The sequence below is a fragment of the Flavobacterium plurextorum genome (assembly GCF_002217395.1).
GTDB classification, from domain to species: Bacteria; Bacteroidota; Bacteroidia; order Flavobacteriales; family Flavobacteriaceae; genus Flavobacterium; species Flavobacterium plurextorum.
Window position 1 is genome coordinate 189,860 of record NZ_MUHD01000016.1, and the last position, 23,118, is coordinate 212,977.

At 31.2% G+C, this 23,118-nt stretch carries 24 protein-coding genes; 13 read left to right on the forward strand and 11 right to left on the reverse strand.

Annotation, left to right across the window (positions count from 1 at the left end; translation table 11 throughout):
- Positions 1-160: 160 nt before the first annotated feature.
- The 5 genes from recQ to aroB form a co-directional block, all read right to left on the reverse strand.
- Complete coding sequence (gene recQ / locus B0A81_RS09545; protein WP_089057811.1) at positions 161-2,269, reverse strand: DNA helicase RecQ; 2,109 nt, start codon at positions 2,267-2,269, stop codon at positions 161-163.
- A 136-nt stretch (positions 2,270-2,405) separates the two neighbouring features.
- Positions 2,406-2,813, reverse strand: coding sequence for a DNA primase (locus B0A81_RS09550; RefSeq protein ID WP_089057812.1), 408 nt, complete (start codon positions 2,811-2,813; stop codon positions 2,406-2,408).
- Between the two features lie 9 nt (positions 2,814-2,822).
- Positions 2,823-3,791, reverse strand: a complete 969-nt coding sequence (locus B0A81_RS09555) for a deoxyhypusine synthase family protein (protein WP_089055694.1) — start codon at positions 3,789-3,791, stop codon at positions 2,823-2,825.
- Between the two features lie 110 nt (positions 3,792-3,901).
- Complete coding sequence (locus B0A81_RS09560; RefSeq protein WP_089057813.1) at positions 3,902-5,305, reverse strand: type III PLP-dependent enzyme domain-containing protein; 1,404 nt, start codon at positions 5,303-5,305, stop codon at positions 3,902-3,904.
- 297 nt (positions 5,306-5,602) lie between these two features.
- Entirely contained in the window at positions 5,603-6,670 is a 1,068-nt protein-coding gene (aroB, locus tag B0A81_RS09565; protein ID WP_089057814.1) for a 3-dehydroquinate synthase, read from the reverse strand.
- 270 nt (positions 6,671-6,940) lie between these two features.
- On the opposite strand from aroB, the gene B0A81_RS09570 reads away from it, so the two are divergent.
- Positions 6,941-8,110 carry a proline dehydrogenase family protein gene (locus B0A81_RS09570; RefSeq protein ID WP_089057815.1) on the forward strand — a complete coding sequence of 390 codons (1,170 nt, stop codon included), beginning with the start codon at positions 6,941-6,943 and terminating at the stop codon, positions 8,108-8,110.
- 65 nt (positions 8,111-8,175) lie between these two features.
- Here the strand turns inward: B0A81_RS09570 and B0A81_RS09575 are convergent, their stop codons facing one another.
- Both B0A81_RS09575 and B0A81_RS09580 read right to left on the reverse strand, forming a co-directional pair.
- Positions 8,176-8,772: a 3'-5' exonuclease gene (locus B0A81_RS09575; protein ID WP_089055690.1), complete on the reverse strand. Its 597-nt coding sequence runs from the start codon at positions 8,770-8,772 to the stop codon at positions 8,176-8,178.
- Positions 8,773-8,774: 2 nt separating this feature from the next.
- Positions 8,775-10,688 carry a DUF294 nucleotidyltransferase-like domain-containing protein gene (locus B0A81_RS09580; protein ID WP_089057816.1) on the reverse strand — a complete coding sequence of 638 codons (1,914 nt, stop codon included), beginning with the start codon at positions 10,686-10,688 and terminating at the stop codon, positions 8,775-8,777.
- Between the two features lie 639 nt (positions 10,689-11,327).
- Between B0A81_RS09580 and B0A81_RS09585 the strand changes: the two genes are divergently transcribed.
- The 9 genes from B0A81_RS09585 (at position 11,328) to B0A81_RS09620 (ending at position 17,074) form a co-directional block, all read left to right on the forward strand.
- Positions 11,328-11,654: a hypothetical protein gene (locus B0A81_RS09585; RefSeq protein ID WP_089057817.1), complete on the forward strand. Its 327-nt coding sequence runs from the start codon at positions 11,328-11,330 to the stop codon at positions 11,652-11,654.
- 85 nt (positions 11,655-11,739) lie between these two features.
- Positions 11,740-12,933 carry a hypothetical protein gene (locus tag B0A81_RS22005; protein WP_089057818.1) on the forward strand — a complete coding sequence of 398 codons (1,194 nt, stop codon included), beginning with the start codon at positions 11,740-11,742 and terminating at the stop codon, positions 12,931-12,933.
- Between the two features lie 276 nt (positions 12,934-13,209).
- Entirely contained in the window at positions 13,210-13,929 is a 720-nt protein-coding gene (locus B0A81_RS09595) for a hypothetical protein (RefSeq protein WP_089057819.1), read from the forward strand.
- Positions 13,930-13,932: 3 nt separating this feature from the next.
- Positions 13,933-14,409 (forward strand): hypothetical protein, encoded by a 477-nt coding sequence (locus B0A81_RS09600; protein ID WP_089057820.1) that lies wholly within the window; start codon positions 13,933-13,935, stop codon positions 14,407-14,409.
- Positions 14,410-14,523: 114 nt separating this feature from the next.
- Entirely contained in the window at positions 14,524-14,925 is a 402-nt protein-coding gene (locus B0A81_RS09605) for a hypothetical protein (protein WP_089057821.1), read from the forward strand.
- A gap of 103 nt (positions 14,926-15,028) precedes the next feature.
- A complete protein-coding gene (locus tag B0A81_RS21615) occupies positions 15,029-15,205 on the forward strand; it encodes a hypothetical protein (RefSeq protein ID WP_165768051.1) in 177 nt (58 codons plus the stop codon).
- Positions 15,198-15,743, forward strand: coding sequence for a hypothetical protein (locus B0A81_RS09610; RefSeq protein ID WP_089057822.1), 546 nt, complete (start codon positions 15,198-15,200; stop codon positions 15,741-15,743). Before B0A81_RS21615 ends, B0A81_RS09610 begins: the two co-directional genes overlap by 8 nt.
- A gap of 157 nt (positions 15,744-15,900) precedes the next feature.
- Positions 15,901-16,422 (forward strand): hypothetical protein, encoded by a 522-nt coding sequence (locus B0A81_RS09615; protein ID WP_089057823.1) that lies wholly within the window; start codon positions 15,901-15,903, stop codon positions 16,420-16,422.
- A 1-nt stretch (position 16,423) separates the two neighbouring features.
- On the forward strand, positions 16,424-17,074 hold the full coding sequence (locus B0A81_RS09620; protein WP_089057824.1) for a hypothetical protein: 651 nt from the start codon (positions 16,424-16,426) through the stop codon (positions 17,072-17,074).
- A 296-nt stretch (positions 17,075-17,370) separates the two neighbouring features.
- Here B0A81_RS09620 and B0A81_RS09625 read toward each other — a convergent pair whose 3' ends face one another.
- Positions 17,371-17,787 (reverse strand): hypothetical protein, encoded by a 417-nt coding sequence (locus B0A81_RS09625; RefSeq protein ID WP_089057825.1) that lies wholly within the window; start codon positions 17,785-17,787, stop codon positions 17,371-17,373.
- Between the two features lie 94 nt (positions 17,788-17,881).
- Here B0A81_RS09625 and B0A81_RS09630 point away from each other — a divergent pair, with 94 nt between their 5' ends.
- Together B0A81_RS09630 and B0A81_RS09635 are read left to right on the forward strand one after the other, a co-directional pair.
- Positions 17,882-18,328 (forward strand): hypothetical protein, encoded by a 447-nt coding sequence (locus B0A81_RS09630; RefSeq protein WP_089057826.1) that lies wholly within the window; start codon positions 17,882-17,884, stop codon positions 18,326-18,328.
- A 25-nt stretch (positions 18,329-18,353) separates the two neighbouring features.
- The gene (locus tag B0A81_RS09635; protein ID WP_089057827.1) at positions 18,354-18,605 is read left to right on the forward strand and encodes a hypothetical protein; all 252 of its coding nucleotides are present in this window, start codon (positions 18,354-18,356) and stop codon (positions 18,603-18,605) included.
- Positions 18,606-18,772: 167 nt separating this feature from the next.
- Here the strand turns inward: B0A81_RS09635 and B0A81_RS09640 are convergent, their stop codons facing one another.
- Both B0A81_RS09640 and B0A81_RS09645 read right to left on the reverse strand, forming a co-directional pair.
- On the reverse strand, positions 18,773-19,501 hold the full coding sequence (locus B0A81_RS09640) for a hypothetical protein (RefSeq protein ID WP_089057828.1): 729 nt from the start codon (positions 19,499-19,501) through the stop codon (positions 18,773-18,775).
- A 401-nt stretch (positions 19,502-19,902) separates the two neighbouring features.
- Positions 19,903-20,325, reverse strand: coding sequence for a hypothetical protein (locus tag B0A81_RS09645; protein WP_089057829.1), 423 nt, complete (start codon positions 20,323-20,325; stop codon positions 19,903-19,905).
- A 117-nt stretch (positions 20,326-20,442) separates the two neighbouring features.
- On the opposite strand from B0A81_RS09645, the gene B0A81_RS09650 reads away from it, so the two are divergent.
- A complete protein-coding gene (locus B0A81_RS09650; protein ID WP_089057925.1) occupies positions 20,443-21,672 on the forward strand; it encodes a multidrug effflux MFS transporter in 1,230 nt (409 codons plus the stop codon).
- A 118-nt stretch (positions 21,673-21,790) separates the two neighbouring features.
- Here B0A81_RS09650 and B0A81_RS09655 read toward each other — a convergent pair whose 3' ends face one another.
- Entirely contained in the window at positions 21,791-23,050 is a 1,260-nt protein-coding gene (locus B0A81_RS09655; RefSeq protein WP_089057830.1) for an NAD(P)/FAD-dependent oxidoreductase, read from the reverse strand.
- Positions 23,051-23,118 lie beyond the last annotated feature (68 nt).

Sequence of the window (23,118 nt, forward strand, 5' to 3'; positions counted from 1 at the left end):
TCACAGGATTTTTTGTTTAATTGAAATTTCTAATCACAGTTTGTCATTTCGACGAAGGAGAAATCTCCACAAACAGCTACTCAAATAAAATCCAATCTTTGTCGATCTTCTCGCTAAGATTTCTCCTTCGTCGAAATGACAAAAAAAATCTTTTACTAAATTACACAGATTGTTTTTTCTCAATAAAAGCCAAACCAAATCTTATTTTGTCATAAGACATTTTTTCTTCAAAATAATCAAAGTATGGTTTTAAGGCACTTGGCTTTTCTAATTCAATTTGAGCTTTTTCAATTGCTGTAATTTCATCTCTAGAAACAAACTGACTTAAATCAAAATCCTGACCATCTACATAGAGTTTTGCCAAATGCGAAACTATTGTTGTTTTACTTACGCTTCTTCGCTCAGCAATTTCTTCAACGGAAAGTCCGCTTAAAAAAAGCTCTAAAGTTTTAGCATAGGTACTTTCTTTTTTTTCTTTCTTTACCGATTTATTTTTATGAAACTCAATAATGGCGTTTATAAACTCTGAGCCATATTTTTCAAGCTTAACTTTTCCAACACCATCAACAGCAAGAAAATCATCATCAGTCATTGGTCTTAAAATTTCCATTTGTCTTAAAGCAGCGTCACTAAAAATTACATAAGCAGGAACTTCTTCTTCTTGTGCAATTTCGTAACGCAATTTTCGAAGTGTTTCAAAAAGAGAATTTTTTACTGGTTTTGCTTTTGCTTCTTTAATTTCATTTTTATCGATTACTTTTTTGACAACTGTTGTTAATTTTACTTTTTCACCTTCGAACAAAACTTTCTTCGCAAAAGAAGTCAATAAAATTTTATTGTGCTGATGAAAGGCAATTTCACAATAACCAAGATTTATTAACTGAATTAAATATTGATTCCAATCGTACCACGAAATGTCAGCGCCAATTCCGTACGTTTTTAGCGTTTGATAATTTTTTTCGTAGATATACGCATTTTTCGAGCCTCTTAAAAAATCAACAATTACCGCCAAAGATTCTGCTTCTTGCAAACGAGTAATAGCTGACAGTGCTTTTTGAGCTAAAACCGTTCCGTCAAAAAATGTTGGAGGATTTTTGCATATATCACAATTACCGCAATTTTCGGTTACTAATTCTCCAAAATACGAAAGAAGAATTTTTCGTCTGCAGCTTACAGCATCTGCATATTGTTTCATTCTTTCTAACTTTGCAAGCTGTACATCGGAGTTTAATCCGTCAGATGCAAATTTCTGAAGTTGTATTACATCTGCATAACTTTCAAAGAGAACCGTTTCAGCTGGAAGTCCGTCACGACCGGCGCGACCAATTTCCTGATAATAACCTTCTATATTTTTTGGGAGATTATAATGAATTACCCAGCGGACATTCGATTTATCGATTCCCATCCCGAAAGCAATTGTTGCACAAACTACCGAACAATCATCATTTATAAATTCATCTTGTGTTTTAGCACGAAGCTTATTATCCAAACCCGCATGATACGCTTTCGCCGTAATTCCGTTTTTCTGAAGTTTTTCTGCCAGTTCTTCAGTAGTTTTTCGGCTTAAGCAATAAATTATTCCAGATTCATTTGGTTTTCTTTCGACAAAATCAATAATTTGTTTAACACGATCCAAAGCTGGACGTACTTCTAAACTTAAATTTTTTCTATCAAAAGAAGCTACAAATGTTTTTGGATTTTTAAGATTAAGCTGTTTTGTAATATCGGTACGAGTTGCTTTATCTGCCGTTGCTGTTAATGCTAAAACTGGAGTAGAAGGGAAGCGGCTTTTTAAATAACCCAAATTAGTATATGCAGGACGAAAGTCATGACCCCAAGAAGAAATACAGTGCGCTTCATCAATCGCTATTAAGCTAATTGTCAATTCATTGAAAACTGAATCTAAGTAAGACAAACTTTCTGGCGCAATATAAACCAGCTTAAAAGTATTGGATCTTAGGTTGTCTATATAAAATTGCTGCTCTTCACTTGATTGACTGCTGTTGATATAACATGCCGAAATTCCGTTGGTTTTCAAACTGTCAACTTGATCTTTCATTAAGGCGATCAATGGCGAAATCACAATTGTAATTCCTGGCAAAACTAAAGCCGGCAATTGAAAACAAATTGACTTTCCGCCGCCAGTTGGCATAATTGCCAATGTATCTTGACCAGAAAGTACTGTATTAATAATAGTTTCTTGGTTTGGTCTGAATTTTTCGAAACCAAAATTCTCTTTTAATTTGGCGTGTAGTAATTCTGATGTCATAGGGTAGATAATTTATGTTTTGAGAATATTTCAAAACAATAAATATAGTAATTTTCTTATCTTTTAAAACTGTTGTAATTAATAAAAAAAAAGGAACTCTAAAAGAGTTCCCTTATTTTATTTAAAAAGAAAATGACTAATCTTCATCATCCTCGTCTTCGTCGTCGTCAGCTATATCATCTTTATCTTCATCATCCTCATCATCACCGCCATCTGTATCAGGCTTGTCTTGATTATCATCCTCTTCATCGTCATCGTCGTCGTCATTATCAAGATCGATTCCTTTTACTGGCTCGATTGTATCTACATCAAGATCGATATCGTCATCTTCGTCGTAATTTTCGATTCTATCTGCAAGCTTAGTACTAATTTTTACTAAATAAATAGTGTCTTCAGTACGAACTTCAACAGCTTCTACTAATTCGTTTTTAGCGTTTCTAAAACGGATAACATCCGAATCATCATAACCATCAGGAAATTTTTCTACTAAAAGGTTTAAAATTTCATTGGTAAGTTTAGCGTAGTCTACTATAACTCTCTTCATAAAAATATCCTATAAATCTAATAAATATGCAAAAATTAATGGAGCAACAATTGTAGCATCCGACTCAATAATAAATTTTGGAGTTTTAATATCTAATTTACCCCAAGTAATTTTTTCATTTGGAACAGCTCCAGAATAAGAACCATAACTTGTTGTAGAATCTGATATTTGACAGAAATAACTCCAGAATGGAACGTCATGCATTTCCATATCTTGGTAAAGCATTGGTACAACGCAGATAGGGAAATCTCCTGCAATACCACCACCAATTTGGAAAAACCCGATACCGTTTTGGCTGTTTTTTGAGTACCAGTCCGCTAGGAAAGTCATGTACTCAATACCTGATTTCATTGTTGAGGCTTTTAATTCTCCTTTAATAACATATGATGCGAAAATATTTCCCATTGTACTATCTTCCCAACCAGGAACAATAATTGGAAGATTTTTTTCGGCAGCTGCATACATCCAGCTGTCTTTTAAGTCAATTTCATAGTACTCTTCAAGAACACCTGATAATAACATTTTGTACATGAATTCATGTGGAAAATAACGTTCTCCATTATCATCAGCGTCTTTCCAGATTTTGTAGATGTGCTTTTGTAAACGTCTAAAAGCTTCATGCTCAGGAATACAAGTATCTGTAACACGATTCAAACCTTTTTCAAGTAAAGCCCATTCGTCTTCTGGTGTCAAGTCACGGTAATTAGGAACTCTTTCGTAATGAGAATGAGCTACTAAATTCATAATATCCTCTTCTAGATTGGCTCCAGTACATGAAATAATTTGTACTTTATCTTGTCTAATTATTTCAGCAAAAATTTTACCAATTTCTGCGGTACTCATTGCTCCAGCCATACTCACCAACATCTTAGATCCATTTGCTAATTGTTGCTCATACTCTTTGGCTGCATCTACTAGTGAAGCAGAATTAAAGTGTAAATAATGTTTTTCAATAAACTGACTGATTGGTCCTTTCATTTCTTTTTGTTTTTTATTTTTTTTTTGAATTAAAAGCTTTTAACCTTTTTACGATGTTATGCAAATTAATAATTTTTTAAGTATGAACTTTTAATTTGCATTCTTTTTTTTTACAATTTTTTCTTGTACCCTAAAATCTTCAATACATCGTCTGAAGTCTGCTGTTCAGAGAAAACCTCTGTAGCCAGTATACCATTTTCATCACGATCAATTAAAATATGCTTAGGCTGTGGAATCAAACAGTGGTGTAAACCTCCGTAACCTCCAATAGTTTCTTGATACGCACCTGTATTAAAGAAACCAATATAAAGCGGTTTTTCTTTGTTGTATTTAGGCAGATAAATCGCGTTCATATTCTGTTCTGAATTGTAATAATCGTCACTATCACAAGTCAAACCACCTAATAAAACCCGTTCGTAAGTATCATTCCAGCGGTTAATTGCCAGCATAATAAAACGTTTGTTTATAGCCCAAGTATCTGGCAAAGTTGTAATGAATGATGAGTCGATCATATTCCATTTTTCTCTATCATTTTGTTGTTTTTGATACAAGATTTGATAGATAGCCCCGCCGCTTTCGCCTACTGTAAATGAACCAAATTCAGTAAAAATATTTGGCACATCAACTTCAGCTTCATCACAAGCAATTTTAATTTGATTGATAATTTCATCAATCATATATTGATAATCATATTCGAATGCAAGTGAATTTTTAATTGGGAAACCACCTCCAATGTTCAAACCATCAAGAGTAGGGCATTCCTTTTTAAGTGCAATGTATACTTTAATACATTTTACAAGCTCATTCCAGTAATATGATGTATCATTAATTCCAGTATTAATGAAAAAGTGAAGCATTTTAAGCTCTAATTTATCATTTTCCTGAATCTGTTTTTTGTAGAATGAAACGATATTCTTATATCCAATTCCTAATCTAGAAGTATAAAACTCAAATTTTGGCTCTTCCTCGGCAGCGATACGAATTCCAATTTTGAATTTCCCTTTGATTTCACCCTGAAGTAAATCAAGTTCTTCATAGTTATCAATAATCGGAATAGTATTTTTATGTCCGTTGTTGATTAATCTAGCGATATTAGTAATGTACTCGTCTCTTTTAAAACCATTACAAATTACATAAGTACTTTTGTTGATTTTTCCGTTCTCTAATAAGTTCTCAACAATGTTAACATCAAAAGCAGAAGATGTTTCGATATGAATATTGTTTTTGAAAGCTTCATTCATAATATATTCAAAATGAGAGCTTTTTGTACAATAACAATAGTAATATTTTGCTTCGTATTTATTTTTTTCCATTGATTTTCTGAACCAAGCTTTTGCTTTATTGATATTTTCAGAAATCTGAGGAAGATAAGTAAACTTTAATGGCGTACCATATTGTTCAACCAATTTCATCAAATCGATGTTGTGAAACTGAAGGTTGTCTTTGTTTAATTTAAACTCCGTTTGTGGAAAGTAGTATGTTTGATTTATTAGATCAGAATATTTTGTATTCATTTATTTTTCAATATTTTAAGTTGTAATTTTTAAATTTAGGTACTGTGCTAAATCTAAAATTCAAACTCTAATATTGGCAAATATAATTTGCAGTTTTTCGTGTTCGGCTTTTGAGCATTGGAAAACATCAAAACAAAACGGACTTTTACTATTATAAAAACGGTTCAACATTCTTAGTAAAGAACTGTTGAGACGGTTTCTATAAGAGCTGAATTGTCTTTGTTTATTGTTTGTTTTCATCGTGGCAAATGTAAAAAATAATATATACCTAAAGCAATGCTTTTTATTAAAAAAAGTTTAAGATTTATAATCTTGAAACGCCTCTAGAATCAATTTATTTTCAACGGATTGATTAATTTTTATTTTACCGATTCCTTCAATCAAGGCAAATTGAATTAAACCGTATTCATTTTTTTTGTCGTGAACGAGCAATTCAAGGATCGGATCTATGTCATTTTCTTCCACTTTTACATCATCATAAATACTCTTAATTGCAGTTTTAATCTCGTTGTATTCGGCTTCAGAAATTAAGTTTTTATGCAAAGAAATATAGCTTTCTAGTATCATACCGATCGCAATTGCTTCACCGTGCAATAAAGTAGTTTTGTTTTCACTTTCTAAAAAGTAACTTTCTATCGCATGACCTAAAGTATGACCAAAATTCAATGCTTTACGTATGTTTTTTTCTGTTGGATCCTGAATTACGATTTCATTTTTAATCTCTACAGAACGATATATTAATTCATCCAGAGTATCGTAATCAATTTCTTTTAAGTCTAAAAATTGTTTCCAATATGCTGCATCGTATATTAAACCGTGTTTCAGCATTTCGGCTAAACCAGAACGCATTTCACTTTGTGGCAGAGTTTGAAGATAATCTGTATCAATTAAAACCATTTGCGGTACATTAATAACACCTATTTGGTTTTTAAGATTTCCTAAATCTACTCCTGTTTTTCCTCCAACAGAAGCATCAACCATAGATAATAGAGTAGTTGGAATATTAATAAAATCAACCCCTCTTTTAAAAGTAGAAGCCACAAAACCGCCTAAATCAGTAACAACGCCACCGCCAAGATTAATTACAAGTGATTTTCGGTCTGCACCAAGTTCTGTAAGTACATTCCAGATTTGAATACATGTTTCTATATTTTTGTTAGCTTCTCCAGCCTCAAACTCAATAATTTCTATATTAAGATCTGTTTCAATTACCGGCAAAAGCTTAGGCAGACAAAACTCATTTGTTTTATCATCAACAATTATAAAAAGGTTTGAATATTTATTCTCTTTTAAATGTTTATTTAAAGCTTCGTATGCATTTTGGTTAAAATGCACCAGATAATTATTGGCTTGAATTGACTTCATAAATTCTTAGGTTAATTGAAAGCGCAAAATAAGGCATTTTTAAGCAATAATTATTCAATTTTTGATGCAATTTTGTTTTAAAATCAAGCAGTACAACTGTTTTCAGAGCTGCTAATCGATACTTTTACAAATGTATATTTCCTTAAAAGTAAAGTTTTACCTAAATAATTTGATATTTCTAAGAATGTTATTAACGATACCGAAAAATTTGCCCCTGTTTAGTAAATAATATTCAAAACACTCTTTATATTTGCATAAAAACTAAACTTAATGGAAAAAATATTCGATAACACACAAGTTGCATTTTCACTAAAAAGTGATACGGAACTTGATAGGGCTTATTTTCTTTTTAAAATGATTGACAGTGAGCCTTTAGTAAGAATTGGAACTGCTGTTACTAATTTTGCAATCAAAGCACATCTTCCTGTTGAAGGATTGATTCGTGCCACAGTTTTTGACCATTTTTGTGGTGGTGTAAATGAAGACGATTGTATTACAGTAGTAGATAAAATGTTTACAAAAGGAGTTTCATCTGTACTAGATTACTCTGTTGAAGGAAAAGAAGAGGAAGAGCAGTTTGATGCTGCTTTACAAATGACCTTAAAAACTATTGAATTTGCAAAAGAACGTTTAGCTATTCCTTTTGCAGTTTTTAAACCAACTGGTTTAGGACGTTTTGAATTGTATGAAAAACTAGGAGAAAAACAGACATTATCTCCTGCAGAGCAAGCAGAATGGGATAGAGTAGTAGCTCGTTTTGACCAAGTTTGCAGTGAAGCACATAAAAAAGACGTTGCATTATTAATTGATGGTGAAGAAAGCTGGATGCAAGATGCAGCCGATGATTTAGTGACCGAAATGATGCGCAAATACAATAAAGAAAAAGCAATTGTATTCAATACATTGCAAATGTATCGTTGGGATCGTTTGGACTATTTGAGAAAACTACATGAAATCGCTAAAAAAGAAGGCTTTTTTATTGGAATGAAATTGGTTCGTGGTGCTTACATGGAAAAAGAAAACAAACGTGCAGAAGAAAAAGGTTATGTTTCACCAATTTGTGTTTCTAAAGAAGCTACAGATGTAAACTATGACAGCGCTGTACATTATATGTTAGACCATTTAGAAACTATGTCAATATTTGCAGGTACTCATAACGAATTAAGCTCTTATAAGCTTATGGAAATGATGGCTCAAAGAGGTATTGCAAAAAATGATAACAAAATTTGGTTTGGACAGTTATACGGAATGAGCGATAATATTAGTTACAACTTAGCCGAAAACGGTTATAATGTTGCTAAATATCTTCCTTTTGGACCTGTAAAAGATGTTATGCCGTACTTGATTCGTCGTGCTGAAGAAAATACTTCGGTTGCAGGACAAACAAGCCGCGAATTATCAATGATAAAAGCGGAACGCAAACGCAGAAAAGGAAAATAATCTTCCCTTAAGAACAAAAAAAGCCTCTTAAATTTAAGAGGCTTTTTTTATGCTGTTTTTTAAAACTATTTAATTCCTAATCGAGATTTCAATTTCAGAAATAAGAGTCCGATTTTATACGCATCTTCAGCTGATGAGTTTCGATCGCTTTTTGGGATTTTATAAATTTCACATAGATCATTTAATGAAAACTGCTTGTCGTTAATGTCCGTTAATTTACGATACATAACATCAACATCTAAAGCTTCATTTTTAAGTCTGCCGCAATTTAATCGTTCCAAAGCTGCATTAAGCATTTCTATATCAAAATTTATATGATGACCCACTAGAATTGCATTTCCAATAAAGTTAACAAAAGCTTCAACCGCATCAGGTTCAGGCATTTTCATCATTTTACTTTCAATGATAAACTCATTTGAGAGTCCGTTATCCTGTAGAAATTTGTATTGAAGTAAAACGGCTTCAAAATTTTCTTTAATTAAAATACTGTCTTCCACAACAGAAAATGCTCCCAAAGACAAAATGACGTCTTTGTTTGGATTTAAACCAGATGTTTCAGTCGACAACACCACAAACTTGGAAGGTTTCGTTTCTAATTTAGTCAAATAATCCTTCCAAAAATCCGGATATTCTTTATTAATATTTTTAAGCCAGTCTAGCATATTTACGAGAATTGTGTAAGTTGAAATTTACTCTTAATAAGTTCCTCAAGGTCTTTCATCGGGGTTAAAGCATTTTTTAACTTTTCTTTGTCTGTTTTAGACATTTCTCTTAAATTAATGTATTGCCCTGAATCATCATTTTTCAAACCTTCAACAGTTCTAAATTTTGAAAGTGTTAGAAAAGCTTCAGCACAACTTAAATATATTTCGGCATTCTTAGAATCGGTAATTGCTAATTGTTTGAATCTTAAATAGGTATTTTTAATTCCTTTTATATTAGCATTCAAAATTAACAAACGTGCGCCATCAATCAACGGCATTAGAGCACGGGTTTTAATATCAAATTTAGTTTTATGCGGACCGTCTTCTTCTACAATGAATTTTTTGAAAAAGCTTAAAGGAGAATTTCTCTTTAAGGCATCATTTCCTAAAAAGTCAAAGAATAAGGTATTGTTTACAGCATTTTTAAAAATCACATTTTCGATAACTTCTTCAATTTTTGGCTCACCAAAAACAATCTCATAATCAAAGAAAATAGAACTTAAATCATTACTGTTTTCACCTGGAGTATTCATCCAGCTGTTATATTGTTTCGTCCAGTCTGTCAGCGACTTACACCAAAGCATATTACTTCCCATATGTCCATTTGGACAATATTCGTAACCTACTTTTTCAAGAATAGAAGTAGTTCTTTTTGCCAGTCTTAAAAAGTAATCTTTTACTTCTCTGTATTTTTCAGGAGCTACATCTTCAAAGATCAAAATACTGTCTTGATCTGTTAATAAAAGCTGTTCCTTACGACCTTGACTTCCTATACTTAACCATGCAAAACGGGCAGGAGGAGAGCCTAAATCTAAAATTGATAATTCGACAGCACGCTTAATAATTGCCAAATTAATCTCACTAGCAATATTGCTGATATGAGAAATTGGTATGTTTTTTTGAATTGAATTCTGAATTAAATCTGATAATCGATCGCGTATCTGTTTTAAATCTTTTGGTAACTGCGAACGTTTAATTTCTTTAATTAAAACACCTGGGTTACTTGCTTGAGCTACAATTAAATCGTGCTCAGAAATAATTCCTTTTACCGCAGATTTGCTTGTACCGTCTTTTGTTACACATAAATGCGAAACATTGTGTTTCAGCATTAATAATTGCGCTTCGGCCAAAGAAACATTCTCGATTACTGTAACGACAGGCGAGGACATAATTTTGTCTATAGTTTCAGATATTGGATAACGACCCGTTGCAATTTTTGAAGACAAATCGGCATTTGTAACAATACCAATTGGTTTTGTTTTCTCAGTAACCACAATATTATCTACCATTGATTCCGTCATTAAAATCGCAACGTCTTTTACAATATGATGCGCCTCAGTTGTTAACGGAGAATTATTATAGGCTAAAGATTGTATGTATTGCATTTCTGACTGCTGATCTATATAGCTGTTGTCAGCGTCTAATTTTCCATTAGAACGCACATTATCTTTAGTATGTCTTGAATTTATTGCAAAACTTTCCAATAAAAAATTTAAAACGTCAGGATTATTAGCCACAAATGGTCTAAAAACAGCAATTGGAATAGCATAAATTATACTTTCTTCACGCGCTTTTGCAGTCATCATGTAGTTGTTTTTGGCAAAAAACGGACGTAAACCAAAAATATCACCTTCATGACATTTATTTATAATCGTTTCCTCAGCATCGGCAATTGTTGTCAAATTAATAACACCAGATGCTACAACATAAAAACTATCATGTAATAAATCATTATTTTGAAACAATACAGCATGTTTTTCTAAATTGATAACACGAATATTAGTAGCAATCTCTGATAATTCCTGAAAAGTTAAATTATCAAACGGCGGGTATTCTTTTAAAAAATCTGCAATATGCTCAGCAATTGTATTCATAGAGTTGATATTTTTTTTAAAGTATCTAATGTAAAAATAATAAAATTTAGTTTCACTTTGAACGCATCTTGATTAGAAAGTGATTATTTTAAAGAAATGTTAAGATTTAGCAAATTCAAGGCTTTAAAATGCATTTTGTCATTTCAAATAAAACTTTTACGCAATAGACTTTCTAAAGAATGTACTTCATAATATATCGCTGAGATTTCAATATTTCCAAAATTTTAATATGCAAGTGTATTTATGAGATTCTCGCGGCTTTAATTTTCTATTTTACATAATATAAATTATAGTTCATTTGTGGTATAACTTATTAACAAATACCACATGGCTTTAAAACGGTCTTCTTTAGAGAATTATACGCTATTACTTGTAGAATTAAACAAGATGCGTCACACAAATTTCAATGCAAAAACATTCTTGAAAAAAATGCGCCCATTTTGCAAAACATCACACTTAAAGTTTAAAACATTATTTCTAAGAATCCGTGGTTCAAATATAGGAATTACAATTAAAGTATCTACGGATTGCTTTATAGTAACTCAATCTTTTTGTGTCCACGAGTTTATTTTTTACTGCAATTCTCAAAAAACGCTTATTTCAAAACTTCTTAAACATAATCTTCTAATACCTTAATATATGTCAACAATTTTACTTTTAATCCAAAAACGAGAAAATTTGCTTTTGGAATTAGCTGGATTAAATCACGATTTAAACGAGTATTCAAAAAATCCTGTAGAGACTGTCGATTTATTGGGTTTAAAACATCAGCATGATTTTACGATTAGAGAAATTAAAAATATTGGTCAGCAGATAAATGTTTTTTTTAATTCTCAAATTTCAAATTATAAGCAGAAATTTTTTGAAGTTGAAAAGAAAATAACCGAAGCAATATCAAAGAAAGAATTTACGATACATGATTTACCAAAAAATCATTATTCACTTTGGCAGGATTCCCAAAATTAAATTTTTTGCTACTCCCCTTTCGATTTTTCAATTGTTGCCGTAGGGTATAACGGCAACTAACTCACTCAAACCTACTATAAAAACAATGATTTCATATAAAGAAAGGCATCAAGCCCAAACTAAATTCAAAAACAATAATTTAAAACCTACTCTTATAAATATAGACTACTTAATTATTAATCTAGAGGGTCAACCGTTTGGAGAATTTCCCGAACATTCAAAGTTTCGTTTAAAACCATACGAATATGGAACTAAGATTTTTGAGCTTAGAGCAGATTTATATTATGAAGATTTGAAAATTGGAATTTATACTGCAAGACCACGCTCAGCAATCATGAGCGAACAATTTGCACAACTACAATTCGAAAATAATCTATTTTACACACTGTCTAACGATGCCTTAAGAGGTATCATAAACGCTTTTTGCGATGAAACGAACTACTTATTTAAGTCTGTTAATAGACTGGATATTTGCCTTGACAAGTCTGATATCAACAATTCTTACCGTAATTTATATAGTAATGTTGTTGCAGGTAACTACCTTATTTCAGGGCGTCCGAAAAATTTACAAAGCTATTTTGAAACGTACAAAGGAAAATCAATACTTAATGGTTTCCAAATTGGAAAAAGAACATCTGACAAAATAATACGATGTTATAACAAAACGCTGTCTTTGCAACTGACTGAAAAACCATATATAAACGAATATTACGCAAATAATGGTTTAAAAAATGACAATGTTTGGCGTTTTGAATATCAGTTAAATTCGGCGTTTTTTAGAGGTTTAAACGAATATTCTAAATTAGATTTAAATATCAGTCAGACAATGACTTGGGGTGTTTTTGATAAAGCAAATCTTTATGAGTTATTGAAGATAGCAAATAAAGGTTTTTTTGAACTCCGAGAGAATACTGGAAAAAGCCAAATCAATAAAGAAAAACTTATTACTCTTTTTGATTTTGATTTTTTACAATCTCAAATAACAAAATTCAGTCCTATAATCAAGCGTTTAAAAAAGGTTGTTCTTTCTTCGACAACAATAAAGAAACGTCTTGCAAAATCTCTGTTTAGAGAATATTACGCGAACAATCAAGATGTATCTTATATAGTTGCTCTAAATCTTTTACTAGAAGATTTAGACATGATTACCGAAAAACCACTTATAAACTGGTTCAATAATAAATTACATTTCTATCTCCACGAATTTAGAACAAAGGAAAAATTAGTAAATGATTTTGATTCTGAATTATTCCACGAACACCAACTTTTATTTTTATAAGCCATGAAAACACAGAATACAAGCCAAAAAGTAACTAAAACCCAGTTAATGCATATTCTTGAATTAAGCTATAAAACTGCTTGCAAAGAATATCAAGTTATACTCGATTCCTTAGAATTAAAAAGGAGTTATTTAACTGTCCAAGACCTAATTAAGTACGGTATATTATAGGGAAAATTAGGCAAAATTGTGGAATTATAGGGAATTTTAGGGAACGTCAAATAATAGTTGCAATAACCTTTGTGAAAGAAATTAAACAAATAAAATTTATAACAAATGAAAATTGCAACTATTACAGGCGTTACAAAATCGCCAGAATTACAAGTAACAAAAGCAATCGGTGCTTTGATTCTTTCAAGTGATGTGGCTTTATCAGCCTTGACTACTGAAAAAATTAGTATTTACATTGAACGTGGAAACGGCTCGAATGTCATTTTAGCAAACAAAGTATTGCTTAAAGATTTCATTCTAGAAAGTACTTACGGAACTGAAAACACTCAATCCGATGTTGATAATGCTATGATTGCATTATGTGAATTGGCAGACGAAGGTTCAATTTATCTTGCAGATAAAGAGAGTATTAAAATTACTCTTGAAGATTTGAAATCTGATAAAAGATACGATTTACACGGTATTGAAGAACCACAACAAACCAACAATTTATTCTTTTTCGAACAAAAATCTGTCGCTTCTGAGGAATTCAACAAAAAAATTGATGTACAAGGTTTTGATTTGGCTGTTATGACTGTTGACGAATCTGTAAGTGATTTATCTTATCAGTTTTCTAATGGTCAGGTTGTAAAATATCTTCCTTTTGAATTGCAGACATTAAGCCGTGATATTGACCCAATCCAAGCCGTTTTGGCAGATGGAAAAGTTATTCAAGGTTTAACGGATAGATTAACCCTGCCTTTAGTGGCTGTCGTTGGAATTGAGATTAATAAGTCTCAAGGCTCGATTATTAATTTCGTCGTAAGATGTTTAAAAGCTGTGTAACGTATGGGATTCTTTAAAAAAATCGGACAAGCTATTAAGAAAAATGTTTCGTTCAAAAATTTGGTAAAGGTCGCCACTCCTATTATGGGGGCAATACCTTTCGTAGGTGGCGCAGTTCAAAGTGTGTCACAAAATTTGCAAGATGCTCATGAAGCAAAAAAAGCAAATAGGCAGGCTGAGGAAGAATATAATAGGCAACTTGCTTTGAATACTGCAAGTCAAACAGTTGGAGCTGTTGCCAATGCAGGTTCTCAGATTTTCGCAAAAGCTGTAACAACTGGCGTTAATGATGGTTTAAGTGCTGGATTTGTAGAGGGTTCTGGTCAAGTTGGTGCTACTGTCGTAAGTTCAACTATTAAGGTGTGGTTTCAAAGAAACTGGAAAATTGTTTTAGGTGCTGTCGCTGGTCTTATTGCATTGATTTGGTTTTTAAGACGTGACCGCAATAACTCAGGCAAAAGAGTTGCTAGAAAGAGATAGCAAGCCGAAAAATTACTATCGAATCTATCTTATTGTATTTCTGATAGATTCGGCAGTAATCATAATTAAAAAACTGGCTGAAATCATATTATTAATTAAACACATTATAAAGTAATGGCACAAAATAAAAAGAATTATAATTCTAATAATCAGAATTATAACAGCAATAATAACCAACAAAAAGTAAAGCATTCAGGTGCAAAGTCTACCACTTATACACCTAATTCAGGACCTAATAAAGGTGTTGAACAGCATTTAACAACTGGTTGGAGATTGTCTAATGGAGAATTGATAGCGATTAAATGTGTAACAACTACTAAGTCAAATCTTTCAGAAAAAGGTTGGTTTGGTTCTGTAGCATGCACATTTACTAATACCAAAACAGGCGTTCAATCATTCCACTGGGGGACAATGCAGAAAAACGGTGGTAAAGTCGTAATTGATAGTATGGCATTTGTGATTAATCCACGTGCAAAAAACGGAGGTTATGCAGGTACATTTATTCGTTCGAACTAATGTTTAAGGTCATATTAAAGTTCCTCCCTCTTATACTTCATGAGGGGGTGGATTTACTCAAAGAGTATTTAGAAAAAATAAAACAATTAAAACAAAATAAGTCATGAAAAATTTGAAAGGAATTGTTTCGATAATCGGTATTATCGTAAAATATGGTGCGGTTGTAACTGCAATTTTAAAAGGTATTCAAGTTGTGTCCGATGAATTAAGTAAGCTTGATTTTGGAAAAGACGAACCTGAAACCCCTGCCAAAACTTTAATCAAAGAAGAAAATGAGTAGCTTTTTAGGTAGAAAGGATTTAACAAGAGGTATTCGAAATAATAATCCGGGTAACTTGGTTTTGACAAATATTTCTTGGCAGGGAAAAATACCAAATGCACAAAATACAGATAAACATTTTGAGCAATTTACAGAAGTAAAATATGGTATTCGTGCCATGTTGCGAGATTTGACGAATGATATTGATAAAGGTAAAAATACCATAAGAAAGCTTATAACAGAATATGCACCGCCATTTGAAAATGATACGCAAAAGTACATTGAAGTTATTGCAAAAGCTGTCGGTTTAAACCCTGACCAAACAATCAAAATCGTAGATGCAAAGTTTTATTTAGTGATTGCAAGAGCAATTATTAAACACGAATGTAGTCCAGATCATAATTTAATTTACGATTCCGATATTCAGGATGCTATTGACATTATGGGAGATTACAACCTTGCAACCGTTACCGTAACGGCTAAAAAGAGATTCAAATTCAATTATTTGATTATTCCCGTACTGCTTTTTTTTTATACTGTTTACAGCGTTACAGTCTAAACAAACGCCCAAAACGATAAAAATTATTAATTCAAAATTTAAACAAGATGTTAGATAAAATCAAACTTTTTTACGCAAACAATAAAACTATTGCAAATGTTGTATTAGTTGCTTTAGCAGGACTTTTAGCTTATAAATTATTTAAGAAAAAATAATTATGGCTCAAAGAGAGATAGTTAATAGAACAAAGAGCCAAGCCAATACTGTTTGGCTCTTTGATTTTCTGCAAAAATACTGGCTTTTATGCGTTGGTATCATTGTGTGTTATCCATTAATAAAAAAATGGTATGCTAAATTCACACAAGATGCTGAAGAAAAAGCTTTAGAAGATGCGGAAAAGGATTTAAGAATTGCAGTTTCAAACCCAATGACAAAGGAAATTGAATTGAACAAAATTACACCTCGTAAGGAAGTTCATGATATAGCAGAATCTTTGGCTGTTTGGTTAGGAACAAATAAGCAAACAAAAGATTCGCCTTGGTATACTTGGATAACTGAACCAATGTCGAATTTCGAAAATGAAAGAGAGACGATTAATGAGTTATTGAAAGTGAAACAAGTTACAACTGTTCCTTTAGTAATCGGCTGTTATTATGTTATTACAAGACGTGATTTAAAGGCTGACTTGAAAAAATATTTATCAACCTCGGACTTAAAGAAAGTCCCATTATTTAAATAATATGATTGCATTTATACAATATTTCGATGAAAATTTTGCTTTAAAAACTAAAGAGGTTTTTGAATCTATTATAGATGGTAGACGTTGTTATACTTTAAATGGAGTTAGTTCTCAATTCTTTCCAACTGCTTTATATGTTGATGGTTCGAGAATTACGGGTGTAACTATTTTAGGAAATCCTAATTTAGATGTTATTGGTTTTATAAATGATTTATCAACTAATGATACCTCTGTCATTCCTTTAAATGCATTTTACAATGCGTATGATACGGTAGTTTTTGTCCATTCTTCAATTTTGACAATTCCATATATTTCTGATGCTGTTGTTTCTAAAACAAAGGAATATAAAGCTATCGTTTATTTTGGTTCATCCTCAGCAGGATTGGCTGTTAAGGTTTTGAAAAATACATTAAAGGGCGATGTTGCTTGGGAAAATCTTTTTGGAGATAGAATGATTGGGCGTTTAAATGGTGGTTTTGGTTCTGATGATGGTACGGGTATGATGAATTCAGATATTTATGTTCAAAAAATTCATAATGATGATTTACCAAATTACAGAGCGGGAATATCTGATTCTAATTCTGTTGCTGTTTTTTATGATTCTTCATCTGCCGATTTTAGGATGTATGTTCATATTACTGTTTATGAATAATGGCTAATACTACTCCAACGCCTTACAGCTGTACAATCTTTAATAAAGATAAAAGTATAAGACCAATAAAAGTTGAGTTTTGTAAATCAATATTTTATTTGCATAACTGGTGCAAGAATATCAAATTCGATTACCATTATATTAATATTTATAATCGAAAAACTGGAAAATACATTTCTCGACAATATTTCAATGAGTATATAATAGATAAGCCTTTGTATTAATTTACAAAGGCTTATTTTTTAAGGTATAATTATTTATTCTTTTATAGCTATACGTAAGTAATGTATAAATTATTATTGATAATTATCACAAGAAAGTTTGCTTAAAATATCTTGGAGATTACTATTAAGATGTTTTCTTGGATTATGCGATACAAAATGTCTCGAATTAGTACTTTTTCCTATTAATGATATCGAATAGTGGAACTTAGATTTTAGATTTTCATTTAAAATTGCGAATAATTCATCAGGATTTTTGTACCTATCGCTGTATGTTATAATAAAGCTAGAATTGTTAAATGAATCAATTGAAGAGAAACCTGTTTTTTTTAAAACACACAAAATATAATTTCTTGCTTCAGTATGATTTGTAAAATCTTCTGACCCTTCTATTGTATCATAAGATAAATGATATTTCACTTCTAGTACTTTTAATAACGCCATTCTTAATTTTTTTTTAATTATAAATTTATTAAATTTTTCTACTTTCATAATATGAAATTTGTTTTGATAAAATCAAAAGTATAAAATTATTGGCACTATATTTGGAAATCTTTAGTAATTATAAACTCACAAACTAAACCACATGAAAAAAATTACTTTATTACTTTTTATATTACTTTATATTCCAGTTTTTGCTCAGGATACTGATATGAAAATTTACATCGAGAAAACAGAAACTGTCTCTTTTGACCAATATGATTTCATTAAGAAAGTAAATCAGTTCTATCCCGATATACTCGTAAGTAAACAAGTTGTAAATAATATTGTCAATAATTTAAAAGTTCAACAAATATTAACAACTACTTTTCTTTACGAGACTCCAAAAGATTGTGATGCTTATACCGTATCAATTGGCAAGTCAAATACTGCTTTAGATTACTTCTATAAATTAAAAGATGGAACTATAATTTACGGAGATATTCGTCTTTTTGCAGGTTCTGTGGTTCGAACTTTATATAAGGTGCAAGATAAAACAAGGATTCTTCAATATTTTATCGATGGTAAATTAATAAACGAAGTAAAAGGATAACAATATTAAATTAAGAAATATAAATATGTATAGTCAAAAAGATGCTTTTAAGTTAATTGAGTTTTATCATGATAAGGTAGTCGGCAAACCTTTAGATAATTCTGAAAAAAAATTGTTAATTACTGATATGGATTTTGAACCCTCGCGACATGGAAGTGGTGTATTTGATGTTTTTTGTTGTGCTGAAGTTGATTCTTTCAGGTATCAGAAAGATATTGACGAAGTTGCTGAAAGTTTGGGCTTAGTTTTACCTAAAAATTTTTTAAAATATAATTGACAATAACACAATAAATGAACCCCAATAAAACGGGGTTTTTTTATGTCCATATTTTTTTTATACCTTTAGATTTCTTGAAAATAGAGGTAAAATGTACTGTTAATAAAGTTGTTAACATCTTCTTGGACATACTGCAAATCATACTATAAATTATAGTTCAAAATAGGTTATGGCTTTTTCGGTTCTTCTTGAACTTCTTTTTCTTCTTCAGGTTTGTTCTTTATGGTATGTAATTTACCCTTAATTCCTCTAATTTCCCTAGTAAAAGAACCGCTTATTGTTTTGTTTTCAATAATATCTAGAGTTTCTAACAACTTAATATTTTCCACTTCTTCAAGATAATCAATTTCACTTTTCTTTAAGAAATCAAGGCAATACGTAACTCCCGTTAATGTGGCTTTTAGATTTATAAATTCTTCCGCTATAGCGTAACTTGTAGAAGAATGCAAATAATCTCTTATAGCAGATTGATAAAATTTCTTATCTCTATTGACATTTGCTTGCATATGTAGAGTTGATGCATTTGCACTTTCATAATTTTTCTCCATCTTCTTTTCTATTTGATCTTTGAAAATCTCTATTTGCTCTTCTAATTTTTTATTTAAATCGTTTTCTAAAACTTGTCTGAGTTCACTAAGCTTCGAGTTGTATTTAGTTTCAAGTTCTTTTTCACTTGCCTTTAATGCTTTGTTTTGAAAGTGTTGAATAACAAAAGGCATAATAATACCAAGTATCGCAAATCCTCCAGCAAGCAAAAAAATCAATTTACTCCAAGCTGAATCATAAAACTCATTGACTTTAGTTAGAATTTCTAAGGTTTCATTAAGAGGAGCTATTGGTGGACTAGGTACTACCTCTGTTGGTGTTGTTTTGATAAATGCAATTAGTGATATCATAAATTTTATTTGTTTTTAATTAAGCAATATAAATTATTCAAATAATAAATTATTACGGAAAACCGTAAACTTTTTTTCTTGTAAATCTCTAGATTTGATTCTTGCAAAAATTAATTCTAATAACAATTGAAATACAAAAGGTGTAATAAAGTTAGGACACAAGGCTTTAAAAGTGAATTTTTTGAAAAGAAAAATAGCAGAAAACACAAAACATTAATCAAATTGCAACATCTATAATTGCTTTTATTGTCTTAGTTGTTGGTGCTATAAGTTTAGTTTACATTTTCTCGCAAAAATAAGTATCGAACGCCCCGTCGCAATAAAAAAGGGCTACAATCTTTGTGATCATTACCCTTTTTTTATTGCCTTCTTTTGAGAAAACAAATTTACTGTAATATTGTCTACTGTTTTAATTTCTTCAGATAAACTGACTTACCATTTAAAGAAACGTTTATTTCGTTATTTTTCTCGGAAAAAGTTGTTCTTAAGGCATTTCCTTTAAAAATTGAAACATCACCGTAAACTTTTCCAGTTTCATCAGAAACATATTCAAATGATAATTTTTTATTTCCCGGTTCAATACCAATTTTATAGCTGGAAAATTTTGACGAACTTACGTCAAATTCTTGCTGAGAATCAATTATATTTCCGTCAGCGTAAAAATTTGTAATTGTCTTGTTTAATGTGATATCAGGATAATACTGATTTACTTTTTTTAATAATTCGTACTGTTCAATACTGACATCTTCTTTTTTAGATGTAATTGTCTGTGCAAATGAAACAGCTGTAAAAACTAGCGATAACAACAAAATATACTTCTTCATAATTTCTTAATTTTTAAGATTAATAATGCTTTGTTTTAGATATAAATGTGTTTAATTCTAATACAAGATATGAAATCTTTACCTTTGCAAAAAATTAAACGCCTTTTATTTCAAAAAATGACTACAAAAAAATATATTAAACTCATACTTATTTTAGGTTCTTTGACTGCGCTTGGTCCTTTTTCAATCGATATGTATTTACCTGGTTTCTCAGATATTGCAAAAGATTTGAACACAACTGTTGCAAAAGTTTCTATGAGTTTGTCTAGTTATTTTGTAGGGATTTCAGCTGGACAGTTACTTTATGGTCCTTTATTGGACAGATTTGGACGAAAAAAACCATTATTTATTGGTTTATTAGTCTATATCTTAGCTTCATTAGGCTGTATATATGTTACTAATATTGATTCGTTTATATTTTTACGTTTTGTTCAAGCCATTGGAAGTTGTGCCGCAACAGTTGCATCAGTTGCAATGGTTAGAGATTTATTTCCTGTTAAAGATATTCCTAAGGTTTTTTCGTTATTAATGCTTGTCGTTGGGCTTTCGCCAATGCTGGCGCCAACAGTTGGCGGATATGTTACTGAGGATTTTGGCTGGCATACTGTGTTTTTAATTTTAATGTTTATGGGAATTTTTATTCTGGCAGCTTCACAAATTGGTCTGCCAAACACCTATAAACCAGATCCGTCAATATCTTTAAAACCAAAACCCATTATTACCAATTTTCTAAAAGTATTAAAAGAACCTCAGTTTTACACTTATGCTTTTACTGGAGCAATCGCTTTTTCTGGATTATTTTCGTATGTAGCGGCCTCTCCTATCATTTTTATGGATATTTATCATGTTGATGCCAAAACTTATGGTTGGATTTTTGCCTTTATGTCTGTAAGTTTTATTGGTTCCAGTCAATTAAATTCTATTTTACTGAAGCGATTTTCTAGTGAGCAAATGATATATGGCGCTTTGATTTCGCAATCTGTGGTAAGTATTGTTTTTCTAATTTTATCTTTAAATAATCTTTTGGGATTATATGAAACTATTGGAATGTTGTTTTTATTCTTGGCTTGTTTAGGAATTTCAAATCCAAATACTGCTGGATTAACTTTAGCTCCGTTTGCAAAAAATACTGGAAGTGCTTCCGCATTAATGGGTGCAATTCAATTAGGAATTGGTGCTTTTGCATCATTTGCGATTGGTATTTTTGTAAAAGATTCTATTGCGCCAATGGTTGCTATTATGACAACAACAACAATAACAGCTTTTATTGTTCTAAATATTGGAAAACGTTTTATTAAACATAAAGTAGAACTATTAGAAAATGACGATGTTGTTATTGGGCACTAGATTTTTAAGTTCCAAAAATTTCGTATACTTATAAAAAAAAAAAAAACAGAATCTTTTTAGATTCTGTTTTTTTATGCTTGTTCCAGTTTTGGAATTTTTAATATTGAGATTTTCCGTTCTAAGATCTCTTATCAGGTCTAATGATCATTCTAAGTGATTGATCTCTTGCGAAATAAGCAACCATCCAATTCCAGAAAGTATTTAATCTGTTTCTGTATGTTATTAAGGAAATTAAGTGAATAAATAACCAAATTACCCAGGCAAAGAATCCTTTAAAATGCCATTTAGGACTTGGTAAATCTACTACAGCTTTATTTTTTCCAATAATTGCCATTGATCCTTTGTCTATATAAGCAAATGCTTTTAAAGGCTTATTCTGTGCTATTGCTTTAAAGTTTTTGGCTAGATTTAACCCTTGTTGTATGGCAACTTGTGCAACTTGCGGATGTCCGTCAGGAAAATTTTTATCTCCAGCTAAAATTGCGGTATCACCAATTGCATAAATATTTTCAAAACCGTTTACTTTATTGTGCTCATTTGTCGCCATACGTCTGCCGCGTCCGTAGCTTTCTTGTGGAATTCCGTCAAAAAGTTTAGCAGAAACTCCAGCAGCCCAAATTAAGTTTTTGGTTTGAATTTTTTCTCCATTTTCAAAAAAGACTGTATCATCAACATAATCCGTTACTCTTGTGTGTAATTTTACAACAACTCCTAAATTTGTAAGTGCTTCTAAAGTATCTTTTTGCGAAGCTTTACTCATTGGCGAAAGGAGAGCGTCTCCCCCATCGACTAAATAAACATTGCTGGCAGATGTTTCTAGTTCAGGATATTCTTTTAGCAGAATGTTTTTTCGCATTTCAGCAAACATCCCTGAAACCTCTACTCCTGTTGGTCCGCCACCTGCAACAACAATAGTTAATAATTTACGACGTTTACGGATATCTTTTGTGATTGCTGCTTTTTCAAGGTTTTTAAGCAGTGTATTACGCATTTCGATGGCATCATTTAAGGTTTTCATCGGAATAGCGTTTTTCATTACATTTTCCATTCCAAAGTAACTAGTTTCAGCTCCAGTTGCAAAAACCAAATGATCGTAGGTCAATTCGCCGTTATTAAGGATAATTTTATTCTCAGCAGGAACTACTGAAAGTAATTCGCCTAAACGGAACTGCAGGTTTTTCTTTCCTGCAAAAAATTTTCTAAAAGGATAGCTAATGCTTGAAGGTTCTAAAAAAGCTGTAGCAACTTGATATATAAGCGGTGGAAAAAAGTTATAATTGTTTTTATCTACAAGAGTAACCTGTATTTGAGGGTGGTTTACAAGTTCCTTTGCTAGATTGATTCCTGCAAAACCACCTCCTATGATGACTATCTTCATATTATATGTTGTTATTAAGTAGGATTATAGAATAATACCTTATAAATATACAACTTTAATATGCAATG

Coding starts and splice junctions, on each gene's coding strand:
- B0A81_RS09560 (WP_089057813.1), bottom strand. CDS start 5,305: ATGAATACAAAATATTCTGATCTAATAAATCAAACATACTACTTTCCA.
- B0A81_RS09550 (WP_089057812.1), bottom strand. CDS start 2,813: ATGAAGAGAGTTATAGTAGACTACGCTAAACTTACCAATGAAATTTTA.
- B0A81_RS09575 (WP_089055690.1), bottom strand. CDS start 8,772: ATGCTAGACTGGCTTAAAAATATTAATAAAGAATATCCGGATTTTTGG.
- B0A81_RS22005 (WP_089057818.1), top strand. CDS start 11,740: ATGATTTCATATAAAGAAAGGCATCAAGCCCAAACTAAATTCAAAAAC.
- B0A81_RS09605 (WP_089057821.1), top strand. CDS start 14,524: ATGGCACAAAATAAAAAGAATTATAATTCTAATAATCAGAATTATAAC.
- B0A81_RS09555 (WP_089055694.1), bottom strand. CDS start 3,791: ATGAAAGGACCAATCAGTCAGTTTATTGAAAAACATTATTTACACTTT.
- B0A81_RS09600 (WP_089057820.1), top strand. CDS start 13,933: ATGGGATTCTTTAAAAAAATCGGACAAGCTATTAAGAAAAATGTTTCG.
- B0A81_RS09650 (WP_089057925.1), top strand. CDS start 20,443: ATGACTACAAAAAAATATATTAAACTCATACTTATTTTAGGTTCTTTG.
- B0A81_RS09620 (WP_089057824.1), top strand. CDS start 16,424: ATGATTGCATTTATACAATATTTCGATGAAAATTTTGCTTTAAAAACT.
- B0A81_RS09655 (WP_089057830.1), bottom strand. CDS start 23,050: ATGAAGATAGTCATCATAGGAGGTGGTTTTGCAGGAATCAATCTAGCA.
- B0A81_RS09610 (WP_089057822.1), top strand. CDS start 15,198: ATGAGTAGCTTTTTAGGTAGAAAGGATTTAACAAGAGGTATTCGAAAT.
- B0A81_RS09615 (WP_089057823.1), top strand. CDS start 15,901: ATGGCTCAAAGAGAGATAGTTAATAGAACAAAGAGCCAAGCCAATACT.
- B0A81_RS09645 (WP_089057829.1), bottom strand. CDS start 20,325: ATGAAGAAGTATATTTTGTTGTTATCGCTAGTTTTTACAGCTGTTTCA.
- B0A81_RS09570 (WP_089057815.1), top strand. CDS start 6,941: ATGGAAAAAATATTCGATAACACACAAGTTGCATTTTCACTAAAAAGT.
- recQ (WP_089057811.1), bottom strand. CDS start 2,269: ATGACATCAGAATTACTACACGCCAAATTAAAAGAGAATTTTGGTTTC.
- B0A81_RS09625 (WP_089057825.1), bottom strand. CDS start 17,787: ATGAAAGTAGAAAAATTTAATAAATTTATAATTAAAAAAAAATTAAGA.
- B0A81_RS09640 (WP_089057828.1), bottom strand. CDS start 19,501: ATGATATCACTAATTGCATTTATCAAAACAACACCAACAGAGGTAGTA.
- B0A81_RS09585 (WP_089057817.1), top strand. CDS start 11,328: ATGTCAACAATTTTACTTTTAATCCAAAAACGAGAAAATTTGCTTTTG.
- B0A81_RS09580 (WP_089057816.1), bottom strand. CDS start 10,688: ATGAATACAATTGCTGAGCATATTGCAGATTTTTTAAAAGAATACCCG.
- B0A81_RS21615 (WP_165768051.1), top strand. CDS start 15,029: ATGAAAAATTTGAAAGGAATTGTTTCGATAATCGGTATTATCGTAAAA.
- B0A81_RS09595 (WP_089057819.1), top strand. CDS start 13,210: ATGAAAATTGCAACTATTACAGGCGTTACAAAATCGCCAGAATTACAA.
- B0A81_RS09635 (WP_089057827.1), top strand. CDS start 18,354: ATGTATAGTCAAAAAGATGCTTTTAAGTTAATTGAGTTTTATCATGAT.
- B0A81_RS09630 (WP_089057826.1), top strand. CDS start 17,882: ATGAAAAAAATTACTTTATTACTTTTTATATTACTTTATATTCCAGTT.
- aroB (WP_089057814.1), bottom strand. CDS start 6,670: ATGAAGTCAATTCAAGCCAATAATTATCTGGTGCATTTTAACCAAAAT.